11 protein-coding genes are annotated in these 13,757 nt (G+C 60.1%); 3 read left to right on the top strand and 8 right to left on the bottom strand.

Annotation, left to right across the window (positions count from 1 at the left end; genetic code table 11):
* Positions 1-83: 83 nt before the first annotated feature.
* Positions 84-1,040, top strand: coding sequence for a thioredoxin-disulfide reductase (gene trxB, locus QRM96_RS06770; protein ID WP_133832420.1), 957 nt, complete (start codon positions 84-86; stop codon positions 1,038-1,040).
* Between the two features lie 36 nt (positions 1,041-1,076).
* Positions 1,077-1,403 (top strand): thioredoxin, encoded by a 327-nt coding sequence (gene trxA / locus QRM96_RS06765; RefSeq protein ID WP_018762822.1) that lies wholly within the window; start codon positions 1,077-1,079, stop codon positions 1,401-1,403.
* Between the two features lie 4,453 nt (positions 1,404-5,856).
* Here trxA and QRM96_RS06760 read toward each other — a convergent pair.
* From QRM96_RS06760 to rpmH, 8 genes are all read right to left on the bottom strand, one after another.
* Positions 5,857-7,137 carry a ParB/RepB/Spo0J family partition protein gene (locus tag QRM96_RS06760; RefSeq protein ID WP_285318934.1) on the bottom strand — a complete coding sequence of 427 codons (1,281 nt, stop codon included), beginning with the start codon at positions 7,135-7,137 and terminating at the stop codon, positions 5,857-5,859.
* Between the two features lie 66 nt (positions 7,138-7,203).
* Complete coding sequence (locus QRM96_RS06755; RefSeq protein WP_269208836.1) at positions 7,204-8,283, bottom strand: ParA family protein; 1,080 nt, start codon at positions 8,281-8,283, stop codon at positions 7,204-7,206.
* A gap of 89 nt (positions 8,284-8,372) precedes the next feature.
* Positions 8,373-9,023 (bottom strand): 16S rRNA (guanine(527)-N(7))-methyltransferase RsmG, encoded by a 651-nt coding sequence (gene rsmG, locus QRM96_RS06750; protein WP_018762818.1) that lies wholly within the window; start codon positions 9,021-9,023, stop codon positions 8,373-8,375.
* 20 nt (positions 9,024-9,043) lie between these two features.
* Complete coding sequence (locus QRM96_RS06745; RefSeq protein ID WP_109044848.1) at positions 9,044-9,589, bottom strand: Jag family protein; 546 nt, start codon at positions 9,587-9,589, stop codon at positions 9,044-9,046.
* The gene (gene yidC, locus QRM96_RS06740) at positions 9,589-10,554 is read right to left on the bottom strand and encodes a membrane protein insertase YidC (RefSeq protein ID WP_018762816.1); all 966 of its coding nucleotides are present in this window, start codon (positions 10,552-10,554) and stop codon (positions 9,589-9,591) included. The genes QRM96_RS06745 and yidC overlap by 1 nt, the downstream gene beginning before the upstream one ends.
* A 15-nt stretch (positions 10,555-10,569) precedes the next feature.
* Positions 10,570-10,962: a membrane protein insertion efficiency factor YidD gene (yidD, locus tag QRM96_RS06735; RefSeq protein WP_018762815.1), complete on the bottom strand. Its 393-nt coding sequence runs from the start codon at positions 10,960-10,962 to the stop codon at positions 10,570-10,572.
* Positions 10,955-11,365, bottom strand: coding sequence for a ribonuclease P protein component (rnpA, locus tag QRM96_RS06730; protein WP_081624186.1), 411 nt, complete (start codon positions 11,363-11,365; stop codon positions 10,955-10,957). The genes yidD and rnpA overlap by 8 nt, the downstream gene beginning before the upstream one ends.
* Positions 11,366-11,405: 40 nt before the next feature.
* Positions 11,406-11,543, bottom strand: coding sequence for a 50S ribosomal protein L34 (gene rpmH, locus QRM96_RS06725; protein ID WP_003800212.1), 138 nt, complete (start codon positions 11,541-11,543; stop codon positions 11,406-11,408).
* A gap of 466 nt (positions 11,544-12,009) precedes the next feature.
* Here rpmH and dnaA point away from each other — a divergent pair, with 466 nt between their 5' ends.
* A complete protein-coding gene (gene dnaA, locus QRM96_RS06720) occupies positions 12,010-13,431 on the top strand; it encodes a chromosomal replication initiator protein DnaA (RefSeq protein WP_018762814.1) in 1,422 nt (473 codons plus the stop codon).
* Positions 13,432-13,757 lie beyond the last annotated feature (326 nt).

Raw genomic sequence — 13,757 nt, 5'->3', positions numbered from 1 at the left:
ATATTCAGCACGCGGGCACGGTTGTGCCATGTGGCCGGCCTCCAAAGGGAGGCGAGTCGAACAAGGAAGAGGTTCACGTTACAGTGACCATCGCAGAAAACACGGCGTCCGACGTACGTGATGTCATCATCGTAGGCTCGGGACCGGCAGGGTACACGGCGGCCGTGTACACCGCACGGGCAAACCTCAAGCCTCTGTTGCTCGCAGGTTCAGTGACTGCAGGCGGCGAGCTGATGAACACCACGGACGTGGAAAACTACCCCGGTTTCCCTGAAGGAATCATGGGGCCGGACCTGATGGAGAACTTTGAGAAGCAGGCCGCCAGGTTTGGAACTGAAATCCAGTTTGAGGATGTCACCGGGCTCGACCTCCAAGGACCGGTGAAGAAAGTCACCATCGGCACGGGGGAGACCTTCAGCGCAAAGGCCGTCATCCTTTCCACCGGGTCGGCCTACAGGGAACTGGGGCTTCCCAACGAAAAGCGCCTGTCCGGACATGGTGTCAGCTGGTGCGCAACCTGCGATGGTTTCTTTTTCAAGGACCAGGACATTGCCGTCATTGGCGGCGGCGACTCAGCAATGGAGGAGGCCCTCTTCCTCACAAAGTTTGCGAAATCCGTAACGGTTGTACACCGCCGTGATTCGCTCAAGGCTTCCAAAATCATGGCGGACCGTGCACTCGCACACGAGAAGATCACTTTTGCGTGGAACAGCACGGTAGAGGACGTTCTCGGCGAGGACAAAGTCACCGGACTGCGGTTGAAGAACCTGGTGGACGGGTCAGTGTCTGAGCTTGCCGTTACGGGTGTCTTTGTCGCCATCGGCAACGATCCCCGGACCGATTTGGTCAAGGACGTCCTGGAATTGACACCCGAGGGCACCATCGCCGTGGAGGGCCGGAGTTCCCGGACAAGCCTCCCGGGTGTGTTCGCTGCCGGCGACGTTGTTGACCCGACGTACCGCCAGGCAATCACCGCTTCCGGTTCAGGATGTGTTGCGGCTATTGACGTCGAACACTACCTGGCCGATCTGCCCGCATAATCCGCGACACTGTTATCCGAAGAGAAAGACAAGGTTATGAGCAACGCAAAAGATGTAACTGACGCAAGTTTCGGCACTGACGTCCTGTCCTCCGAAAAGCCTGTCATCGTCGACTTCTGGGCTGAGTGGTGCGGCCCCTGCCGTAAGCTTGGCCCGATCCTTGACGAGATTTCGGTCGAGTACAGCGAGAAAGTCGACGTCGTCAAAGTCAACGTGGATGACAACCCGGCAATCGCTGCCGAATACGGCATCACCTCGATCCCGGCCGTCTACCTGTTCCAGGGCGGCGAAGTAAAGAGCACTGTTATCGGCGCAAAGCCGAAGCAGTTCTTTGAGAAGGAATTCTCTGACGTCCTCTCCTGAACTGCAGCCTATATGGCTTGACCTGAAGTAGGTCAAAGAGTGGCTCCCGTCGCCTGGCGGGGGCCACTTTTTTGTCCAGTGCCTGCCGTGCTTGAGCGCCTACTTCTATCCAACCCTGAATTCGGCACTGCTTGGGTGACCGTAGATCGTTCTTGACAGGTACGTTTCACGTGAAACACCTCCGCGCCCGGTCCCGTCTCCCTGACCCGATTGCACGTGGTCCCTTGTCGATGGTTCCGACCTGCAAGACGTGCGCCATAGATGCGGGGGACTCTGACTCCCAAGGGGCATCTATGGCCACCTGCTACGCCACGCCGGTGCGGTGCCGAATAGGCATCGCGTCTCACCTCAAGCTGTCCAAGGCCGCCATCTCTACATCTCGGGACACTGGCACGGTAGCGTACGAGGGTGCCCAAGATGTGAGCCGTGTGTGTGTGAGTTCCCCCGGTTTCACGTGAAACGTCGTAGACGCTGTCACCCCAATGGCAAGCGCCGATGCGGTCAAGGATCGCGTGCCGTCTACGGGACAAAGCGGAGGGGAGTCTCGTCTTGGAGAGTACGAATCGAGTCCTTTGGCATATATTTGTGCGCAAAGCTGGAGATTGCTCGTGCTTCCTGTGAGAAGCCAATCATCAAGTGCACACATCGAGAACGGACGATTGCTACTTCTGGTCTCATTCCCATCGTTCCTACGAAGTCCAAGATCAATCTAAATCGCAGCTGGCATCAGCGACCGCGCGAACCGGTGAGCTGACAATTCCTCAGGGGGCCAGACGAAAAGCACAAATGGACAGCGCCTCCATCCATGGCCCGGGGAGAGTGCTGTCCTGCCTAGCTCCTTCACAGCTTGACGCTCCAAATCCTGCTCCGGACCCGGGAATACACGATTCAGCCGGCAAGAATGCGGTCCATGCGGGGACGGGTTCTCAGGCAGACCGCCCCCGGACCTTCATGGTCGCTTGCCTAGCGCTTGGGGGGAGACCAGGCGGAGCCGCGCCCCCTCTTTACGCTTTCCTGACCCGGACCAGCGGTCCCCACCCGGTGACACGGACGCATGAGCCAGATCCTCGTCGGGTCGTGAGCTCGCCCAGGGGGCGTGCAGCGATGTCACCGGTACACCGCGTCGATGATCGAACGGCCCTCCAACGCATCGGATCGATGCCCAGCCTAAGAGCTCTATGGTTCGTCGTCGTTGGCGCTCAGTTCAGCGCACACGCCCTTAGACGGCAATTCATCCCAACGCGGCTATTCATTGGTGACTTCACATTGCTCGCGTACGGCCGCTGAGGTCGACTTGGTCTGGGAGAGGGTCGATGTTTCACGTGAAACGAAGGCGCGCTCCGATATCTCTTTTGATCTTATGGGTGGGGTGGGGGCATGCCGCTGTCTGCATCCGTCTGGTATTGGGAGTTGGCACGTCCAAGATCTATTTGCGGGGCACCGCTGGATTGGCCGTGAGCGGTGCGACATGAAGACTCCGCCTCTTACACGGGCGGCATTCCTGAGGCTCCTCACGCGGAACAGTGTTCGCCCCCATGGGCTCCGGCTGGGGCAGTTCAACTTCGAAGATACCTTGGAGCTCGAATCCACCCCGGATCCAAGTTCCCCTCTTGGTCAATTTGCAGCGACATCACCGAGGGCCTTGAGCTGGCAACCGATCCGCTCTTTGGCAATCCCGCCTTGAGTTATGCACGCGTTATCCACAGGACCTCTGTCGAGTTATTCACAGCGATATCCACAGGCGGCCTGATCATCGATTCCAGGGATTCTCAGATCCTCAACGGCCTATTCGAATCCCAAGGTGTTCGTGTAGACACCATGTCCGCCTATTCCCGGGAACGACCGCGAAACGATACTAGCTGATCTAGCTCATACACGCCGGAAATGCTGTCATTTTCCACTTAAAATGTGCGCTTATCGCTGCCCTGCAATGCCACACGATGTCTCACGTGAAACGCCAGCGTTGCGGTCACGCCTAGGGGTTACGTTGCCGCAACGTTTGTAGCCTTCCCGCAGCCAGTCGCGGAGCACAAGGTGCTGCGAAACTTTGGATCAGGGACAGAACTTATTCACAAAGTTATCCACAGGAATATCCACCTATGATCTGCCGCCGAGCGAAGCAGATGAAACGCTCCGGGGGATCGCCCGTTGCGCTCCGGGTACTTCCAGGGTTCCCCGGTGCCGATACATTCGCGCCGAGCTAGGCCGCCTTCCCGGTGCATCGCGACTGCTCCAAACAACGCTGCCTAACGTCGACGCACGGCGTCCAGGCGGTTGTTGAGATTCTTAAGGACAGCAGCCTCCCGCGGCGCCAACCCGACGTGGAAGAGCTCCGCCCGGCAAAGTGTCGGTTGGGCGCCGAAACGAAGCAACTACACCTCCGTGAACCCTCCAACCCCCGTCCCGGAGCGTAATTCCAACACCGCCGAACAATAGCCATCGGCAGCTCTGTATTCTGCAGCGCCGCTAGGAGGTAGTGCATTGCCACACGCCTTGCCTCTGTGCCAAATCCAGAATTGGTTATCCAGGACGACGCCGAAGGCCGGGGGACAGGGTCATCGGGGAGCAGGTATCGAAGGCTAGGGACTCACGGTGCCCATGCTCATCGCAAGGATTCCGTGCAAGTAACCGCGCCAACTCGTTCCGTGGTGGCACACGCCCCAGGGCAGCGTCGTGGCGATATTGATCCGCCTTCCACGAGACTCTTCCACGACCTAAGCAAACACCGTATGTCTGTTCCCATATTGCGTATTGAGCGCACTCAACAACAGCAAGACGGCTTAAGTCATGCTCCTGATCATTGCGGGGCCCAACGCGCCCTCGCAGCTCTGCTTCTGCACTCCAACTCACTGAGCGAGTGCCCAATGCAGCTCTCCTCAGGAACTACTGATCACCAACGAAGACCGTGGAACCCATAGTCCAACACTGCACTCGATGCACTTCCCATGTGCCCCGCTAAGAAGCACGGGACGCTGTGGGACATCCACGCCACACAGTGATTTCAGGGGTGGTGGATCGGAAACATCCTTCCTTGCCGGCCACGAGGTCCGCCCCGCTCTCGGGTCCATCCGCAGTGCAGCGCGTGAAGCTGGATGCGCGTGCTCCGCCGGCTCTCTCACGGGAGTTCCGACTCCCTATGCGAGAGAGAATGAGTAGCGACCAATTGTGTTTCACGTGAAACATATCTAGACTGCGCCGGCCACCACCCGGAGTTGCGCCGTTTCACGTGAAACATTGACGGGCGGTGCAAGGCGGACAGCTACGGTCTCCGCACACACGGAACCACACGGATGGCTACTTTCGACAAAGTACGTCCCAATAATCTATCGCCAAGTATGGATACTAAGGAGGAGAGCAGTACTACTGCATACATCAGCCGAACTCTCCCGTATCGGGGCACTCGACCAAATCGCACAGCCGCATTTTGATTATGCACCACTTGCCTGGTAGGACACGACACCTGTGTCACGAGATGATCGGCGACACCAGCCTGGTGATTTCTTTTCAGGTGGGTCCTTGGCTTCGTGCCACAAGGACCCGCGAATGATCAGTGTTAGTGATGCCCGGTTCACAGCAGTCCGTTAGTAGCACGGTGCGGCTTCGGCGAAGTCGGTGGCCCTACAACGCGCGCAAGAACCGCAGACGTGGCATATCACCAACCTAAGGACACAACCGTCTTTGAGGACACAACCGTCTTTCGATATTGACGGAAATCCGTCACCAGGTAGCCCAATCAAATAGTCACAGTATAACTTGATGACTTTCTGCGGCAGGACCATGGCATTTGGGCCTGCCGATGACAGAAGCACATTCGCCCGCGAACTATGGCACCCAAGACCTTGTCCGCACACCCTTGAGAAAAGTGAACCGGCCGCGGATGTACCCACAGGGGAGATGCAATTGGCCGGCACATCAAGGAGCGCAGCACATTGCTCGCGTTTCACGTGAAACAACGGACGGAAGTGCACTGCCAGTGTGGCTCCGACACCTCTAAAAATCGTCTTCCATCCACACATCTCTGTGCGCCGACGTCAGTAGGGTCTCGACCGTGATCCTGGGCCTGGTATTCGCCCTATGGGCCCTCACGGGCACCGCAAAGCCCCGATCCGACGGTTTGCCACAAACTACCCGCACCACCCCCGACCAGCCCAGAGAACGCCGGTTGTACGTCCTACGCCCAGCGGAACGTGGGCAAACCCAGACTAATATGCCCGCGAAGCAGGCAAAGTACATCCTTGCCGCCACATCCGACGGTCGGATGCGGCAATGCTCCATAGCGGGGACCCAGTAAGCAGGCAGACGAATTCGGGCCATGACGGGTCCTAAACCGAGTCAGTTCTCGCCAGCCCCGGAGACCTCGCATCCGGGGGCCGTCTTGCCGACCGTCCCAGGAACGCAAAGAGGCCCGATTCGCAGTGAATCGGGCCTCCCTAGGCTCCAGTAACGGTGAGCGCTAGTTGGTCGCTCCCGGCGCCAGCACATCCATGATTCGGTTGAGGTCCTCTACGCTGGCGAACTCGATGCTGACTTTACCTTTTCGGACGCCAAGGGAAATCTTCACATTGGTGTCCAGCCGGTCCGAAAGCGATGACGCCAAGTAGTCGAGCCGTTCATGCCGCGCCCCGGGGCGGGGAATGTTGTTTTTGGCCGGTTTAGCCGGGTCCTGGTAGAGCGTGACTGCTTCTTCAGTGGCGCGCACGGACATGCCCTCGGCCACGATCTTCTGGGCGAGCCGTTCCATGGCCGCTGCATCCGGCAGCGAGAGAAGAGCACGGGCGTGGCCGGCCGACAGGACGCCCGCGGCTACGCGGCGCTGCACGAGCGGCGGCAACTTCAGCAGGCGAAGCGTGTTCGACACCTGGGGACGCGAGCGGCCGATCCGGTCAGCGAGCTGCTCGTGGGTGGTACCGAAGTCCTCGAGAAGCTGCTGGTACGCCGCCGCCTCTTCCAGGGGATTCAGCTGGCTGCGGTGCAGGTTCTCCAAGAGGGCATCGCGCAGCAGGTCGTCATCGGTGGTGTCACGGATGATGGCAGGAATGGTCTCCAGCCCTGCCGCCTGGACCGCCCGCCAACGGCGCTCACCCATGACCAGTTCATAGGGTTCACTACCAGATTCAGTTGATGTACGAACGACAATTGGCTGCAGGACTCCGATTTCACGAACGGAGTGCACCAGCTCGGCCATGTCGTCTTCATCAAAGACATTTCGGGGCTGCTTACGGTTGGGGTGGATGTCGCCTACCGGCAATTCCGCGAACCGTGCCCCTGGTACCTCAACCAACTCAACGCCGGATTCCGGGGCCGCTGATGCTTCCACCTTGTCCGCTGCGCCGGCTTCAGCCGGTTGGGGTGCCTTCGCCGGTGGCGTTGAGGGGGCGGGCCCATCCGCAGCCTTGGAGCGCAGGCCCGGCGCCTTCTTGGCAGGGGCCTTCGTGTCGGCTGCCCCGTTGGCGGCCGCGGCCGTTTTGGAGGGCTTGTCGGTGGCCGTCGATTTTGCGGGGGTAGTCTTCGCTGCAGAAATCCGGGCCGCAGGAGCTTGGCCTTCTTTTTCCTGTGCCCTGGCTGCAGCCGGCGGTGCAGGCTGCTCTACGGGTTCGGTCTTCTTCCGGCCTTCCGGAAAAAACAAGTCCACTGGCCGCGATTGCGCTGCACCGTTGGCAGAACCATTGGCTGCGGCGGAACTTGGAATCAGCGCGCCAAGACCGCGGCCTAAGCCCCGTCGCTTCTCGCTCATGGGTAAATCCCTCCAGTGGTGAAGCCAGGATGACCCGGGCCTCCATGCGTTGCGGTATTGAAGATTCTAGCGTTCCGCTATTTCAGCGGCGGCTTCCAGATAGGACAGGGCACCACTCGAGGACGGGTCGTAGGTCATGACCGTCTGCTGGTAGCTGGGCGCTTCAGAGATCCGCACCGAGCGGGGAACGACGGCGGAAAGCACCTGTTCAGGGAAGTGCTGGCGCACTTCAGCAGCAACCTGGGCAGCGAGGTTGGTCCGGCCGTCGTACATGGTGAGCAGGATCGTTGAAACAACGAGGTCCGCGTTGAGATGCTTCTGGATCATCTCGATGTTCTTGAGGAGCTGGCTGAGGCCTTCCAGGGCGTAGTACTCGCATTGGATAGGAATCAGCACTTCACTGGCGGCGCAGAAGGCGTTGACTGTCAGGAGGCCGAGGCTGGGCGGGCAATCGATAAAGACGTAGTCGAGGCGCTCTTCGCCGTTCTTTTCGCGGGTTTTGGCGTACACGTCGATAGCGCGCCGCAGCCGTTGTTCCCGGGCGACCAGGGAGACGAGCTCGATCTCGGCACCGGCCAGATGGATGGTGGCCGGGGCGCAGATCAGCTTCCCGATGTCCGGGCACGGAGCCACAACATCCGCCAGCGGGATGTCGTTGATCAGGACGTCGTAGATGCTGTCCACATCGGCGTGGTGTTCAATGCCGAGGGCGGTGGAGGCGTTTCCCTGGGGGTCGATATCGATGACCAGGACGTTGAGTCCGGCGGCCGCAAGGGCTGCGGCAATGTTTACGGTCGTCGTGGTCTTGCCCACGCCGCCCTTCTGGTTGGAGACGGTGAAGATCCGGGTCTGCTCCGGACGCGGGAGCTGGCGACCCATCAGGCGTTCCCGGCGTTTGGTCTCGTGTGCGAGCTCACGGGCGATAGGACTCGAATCGTCAATGGCATCGATGACGTTCGACCTACCGGAAGAGGTTGTTTCACGTGAAACTCCGCTTCCAACGGCACCGGTGGCCGGCCGTGGATGGTTCCCGCCCCGGGCCGGGGCCATTCCCAAACCGGCCAACCCGGACCCAGCGACGGAACGTGCCGACCCCAGAGACACAAACGGCGGGATCCGTTGTGCGGAGGCTTCACTACTCGTCACTGGGGCACACTCACTCTCGTTCAGCCAATTTTGCTGCCGTTGTCTAGCCTAACTGCTCCACCCGTCTGACCACCGTCAGTGGGCCCACTTTAGGACTTCTTTTGGGACTTGTTCACTACGATGCGCACCACGGTGGTGGGCTCTTCAAGGATGTTGTCACCGACGGTGACCACCGATGTCTGCACACCGCCAAGCTTGCGGATGACCTTCGCGGCCTTTTCGATCTCTTCCCCGGCACTGCGGCCCTTGATGGCCACCACCTCACCGTGTCCGGCGAGGAGCGGGATGGTCAGGCCTGCGAGGTTCGTCAGGGCTGACACGGCACGGGCCGTGACCACGTCGGCGTCCACCTGCCCCACGGCCAGTTCGGCCCTGGTACGCATGACGGTGACGTTGTCCAGGCCGAGGTCGTCCACCACTTCTTGGAGCCAAATAACCCTTCGTTCGAGGGGTTCGATGAGCGTCAATTCGAGGTCTGGGCGGGCAATGGCGAGGCAAAGGCCAGGCAGGCCTGCGCCGCTTCCGACGTCGGCAACGTGGCTTCCCTGGGGGATCTCACTTTCGATGACCGCGCAATTGAGCACGTGGCGGCTCCACAACCGGGGAACCTCGCGGGGCCCAATCAGCCCGCGTTCGGTCCCGGAGGTGGCCAGGTGCTCAACATAGCGTTTGGCCAGGTCGAGGCGGTCGCCGAAAATCTTCTCAGCAGCCCGAAGCTCTGCTGCCGTGATATCAACCATGGTTATCGTGCTGGCACTCTCTAGTCTGCGGAAACAACAATGTGGCGTCCGGAGCCTTCACCCTCGGACTCACTGACCAATCCGAGGTCAGCCACGGCGTCGTGCACGATCTTGCGCTCGTAGGCACTCATCGGCTCAAGGGCAACCGGCTTACCGGTCTCCTTGACGGATGCTGCGGCATCTTCGGCGATCTTCTGCAGGTGGCCGGTACGTTCCTGGCGGTAGCCATTGATGTCCAGCACAAGCCGTGAACGGTTCTCCGTAGCGGAGAGTACGGCCAGCCGGGTGAGCTCCTGGAGAGCCTCAAGCACCTCGCCGTCTTCTCCTACCAGGCCTTCGAGGCCCTCGGTTTCTTCCTCCGCGACGATGGAGATGTAGGTGCGGCCGTTGCGGACCTCGATGTCGATATCGCCGTCGATGTCGGCGATGTCCAGCAGTTCCTCCAGGTAGTCTGCGGCGACGTCGCCCTCTTCCTCGAGGCGGCTGGCCGCAGAGGCCTTAGCGGGGGACTCGTCCTGGTCTGCAATCTCTTCGGAAAGGACGTGCTCGGTGCTCTCGGCTGACATTACTTCTTCTTCCTGTTCTTACGCTGGGGCTGGACGCGCTGTCCCTTGGCTTCCACGGCGGCAGCCGCGGCGGCGTCGGCTGCTTCATCCCGCTTGCCGGTGAGGACGGAAAGGGCCGGCAGGCCCTTGGCTGCGCGGCGTTCGGCGAGGGCCTTGGCAGCGGGGGATCCCGGCGTCGGCATGCGGCGGATCACGAAGAACTGCTGTCCCATGGTCCAGAGGTTGGTGGTGGTCCAGTAGATCAGAACGCCGATGGGGAAGTTGATGCCACCCACGCCGAAGACTACCGGCAGGATGTAAAGCATCATCTTCTGCTGCCGCATGAATGGGCTGGCCATGGCTTCTTCAGACATGTTCTTGGCCATGATCTGCTTCTGGGTGATGAACTGGGACGCCGTCATGGCCAGGATCATCACGATCGAGAGCACCACCACGGCTGTGTTCCCGGCACCGCCGTGCAGCAGGGCGGCGGACAGCGGCGCACCGAAGATGCTGGAGGCATCGAACTCCACTACCTGTTCGTGGCTCATCGCACCAATGCCGGCTCCCTGGTCTTTCGCCTGGGAAATGCCCGAAAGCACCTGGAACAGTGCGAAGAAGAAGGGCATCTGGATCAGCATGGGAAGGCAGGCGGAGAACGGGTTGGTGCCGTGCTTCTTGTACATGGCCATCTGTTCCTGGGCCATGGCCTGGCGGGACAGCTGGTCCGTCTTGCCCTTGTACTTGTCTTGCAGCTTCTTCAGGTCGGGCTGCAGCAGCTGCATGCCGCGCTGCGCCTTGATCTGCTTGACGAATACGGGGATCAGGGCGGCACGGATCACCAGCACCAGTCCGATGATGGACAGAGTCCAGGTCCAGCCGTTTGCGGCGGGCATGCCGATGGCGCTCAAGCCATCGTGGAATCCAATCATGATGATGGAAACCAGCCACTTGAACGGGGCCATGATTGTTCCAAAGAAGTCCATACTTATCCCTATTCGTCAGGCCGCACTGCGGCCTTCTTCATCAGTCCGAGCAACCAGGTACCGGTCCGGATTGTTCAGCACAACAATTGTGGGGGTTCGGCCCGCAGGCCATTCCCGGCCGCCGGCGGGGACGTGGTCCACTCCGCCGGCATTCCATGGGTGGCAGTGGCCAAGGCGCCTGACTGCGAGCCAGCTTCCCTTCACAGCGCCGTGTACGGTGACCGCTTCAAGGGCATAGGCCGAGCATGAAGGGAAGAATCGGCAGACGGGGCCGTACAAGGGAGAAACCACCTTGCGGTAGGCCATCAGCAAGAGAATGAGGATGTTCCGGGGCAGGTTCCAGAGGAACTTTGCGACGGCGGCGGTCACGTTCCGGATGCGGGCGACGGCGGCAGTGGTGCTAGGCACGCGTTGTCCCCTCCCGTGTTGTACCGGCCGAACCTTTGGCGGCAGGCCGTGGTGGCCGTCCGGCCAGCCGGTTCTGCGTTGTTTCCAGTGCTGCGTTGTAATCCGCCAGCAGTTGATCCCAACTGGCAGACGCGGAGGCGGGCAGTGCCCGCACCACGATGGCGAGTCCAGTTGCGTGTTCACTCAGTGAGGCGGCAGCCGCTTCCCTCAGTCTCCTCTTAACGAGGTTCCTGACCACGGCGTTCCCTACACTCTTGGAAACAATGAACCCGATCCGGCTGGGTTCGTCGGCAGCGATGGCTGCCGCATATAACACTACGTTCCGGCGTCCATTGCGGACACCGGAACGTACGGTTATTGAAAAATCGGTTGCAGTCCTCAGGCGGTTGCGGGCGGCCAGCACCTTAAACTCGCAAAGGGATGTCTACCGACAAGTCAGTTATTTAGGCCGAAAGCTCGGTGCGGCCCTTGCCACGACGGGCTGCCAGGATGGCGCGGCCGGCACGGGTACGCATACGAAGGCGGAAGCCGTGCTTCTTGGCTCGACGGCGGTTATTCGGCTGAAAAGTCCGCTTGCTCACGTTAGTTACTCCAGTGGATCAAAGGTGCGCCCACCCGATCAATATGGGGAAGAACTGGCCGACGCTAAGTTTTGTATATGCACGCTTCCCCCGGCTGTCCAAGCGCACTGCGCCTGGAAGTTCAGATGGGGCCAAAAAGCGGACACAAAGGACTTCACAACGTTAGGGCAATTCGAGGCCCCGAGTCAAACCGGGAGGGCCCTGCGGTGCTATCCCCAGCTGTGTCTAAGTATCCCAACAGGCTGTGGATGAAGTGGCTCACAGGGGCCTCCAAGGAACCACAACCGTGTAATTATCCACAGCCGGATAGCCAGCTATCTTCTAGGCTTTTGATCCCCTAGAGTGTCCCAGTAGCCGATTATCCACGGACTGTGCATAACCCTGTGGATTAAGTTGGGCCAGCAGCCTGGTTCCGGACTTGGGCTGCAGGCAATGCAGGCATAGCAAGTTTTGAGGGAACCGATTGATGACAGTAGACGAAGCCAACCACGCCAATACTGTCGGAAGTTCCTGGCGCCGGGTTGTCAGCCTGCTGGAACAGGACCACCGTGTTTCACCGCGCCAGCGGGGTTTCGTCATCCTCGCCCAGGCCCAAGGCCTGATCGGCTCCACCCTCCTGGTGGCCGTCCCCAACGAGCTCACCCGCGAAGTGCTCCAGACCCAGGTCAAGGACGCCCTGGACGATGCTCTGCACAATGTCTTCTCCGAGGACATCCGCTGCGCCATCGACGTCGACACCGATCTGGTGCCCATCCACGAAGAGCCCGAACCCGTCGTCGAGCCTGCGTTCGCGCCGGACCAGCTGATCGAACAAAAGCCGCAGCCCATGCTGCCCAGCACGTCGCATGAATTCGGCCGGCTGAACCCCAAGTACGTCTTCGACACGTTCGTCATTGGTTCCTCCAACCGATTTGCCCACGCAGCCGCCGTCGCCGTTGCCGAGGCACCCGCCAAGGCCTACAACCCGCTGTTCATCTACGGCGACTCCGGCCTCGGCAAAACGCACCTCCTGCACGCCATCGGGCACTACGCCCGCCGGCTCTACAGCGGGATCCGGGTCCGGTACGTCAACTCCGAAGAATTCACCAACGACTTCATCAACTCCATCCGGGACGACGAAGGCGCCAGCTTCAAAACCACGTACCGCAACGTGGACGTCCTGCTGATCGATGACATCCAGTTCCTGGCCGGCAAGGACCGCACGCTGGAGGAGTTCTTCCACACGTTCAATTCGCTGCACAACAACAACAAACAGGTGGTCATCACCTCGGACCAGCCGCCCAAGCTGCTCGCCGGGTTCGAAGACCGGATGAAGTCGCGGTTCGAATGGGGACTGCTGACAGACATCCAGCCGCCGGAACTCGAAACGCGCATCGCAATTTTGCGGAAAAAGGCGCTCAGCGAGGGACTGTCGGCACCTGATGACGCCCTGGAGTACATCGCGTCGAAGATTTCCAGCAACATCCGCGAACTTGAGGGCGCCCTGATCCGCGTCACCGCCTTCGCCAGCCTCAACCGGCAGCCGGTGGATGTTGCGCTTGCGGAAATGGTCCTCAAGGACCTGATCACTGACGACGGTGCACAGGAAATCACGTCAGCGCAGATCCTCCAGCAGACCGCTGACTACTTCAAGCTCAGCATGGAAGAGCTCTGCAGCAAGTCCCGCACCCGGACCCTTGTCACGGCCCGCCAGATCGCCATGTACCTCTGCCGGGAACTGACGGACATGTCGCTCCCCAAGATCGGCCAGGAACTCGGCGGCCGCGACCACACCACAGTGATCCATGCCGACCGAAAGATCCGTGAGCTGATGGCCGAACGCCGTGTGATTTACAACCAGGTGACGGAACTGACCAACCGGATCAAGCAGCAGCAGCGCGACTCCTGAATCCACACCGGGCCACGCACTCTATACCTTATTAACAGGGGCATGTGGATAAGCCTGTGGATACTTAAGGGGACAAGCGCGCTTAATGGGCTTAAAACCCTTAAGCCGTCTGTGGATCATCAAAAATGACTCTTTGGGTTGTCCCCATCCACACCCTGTTTAAAACCCAGGTAACGCACAGTCCGTGAACAGGGCTTAACCCCGGAAACGTGGGCCAGGATCGGGTTATCCACAGTTTCCACAGCAGTTATTAACACTACGAATCCCAAAAAATTGAATTCCCTCAAACAACAAGATCCATCGGCACCTCAACCGGGGGGGCCCTC

This window comes from Pseudarthrobacter sp. lyk4-40-TYG-27 (assembly GCF_030209295.1).
Classification (GTDB): domain Bacteria; phylum Actinomycetota; class Actinomycetes; order Actinomycetales; family Micrococcaceae; genus Arthrobacter.
The sequence above is the reverse complement of the archived record's forward strand: the minus strand, read 5'-3'. Positions and strand labels throughout refer to the sequence as shown.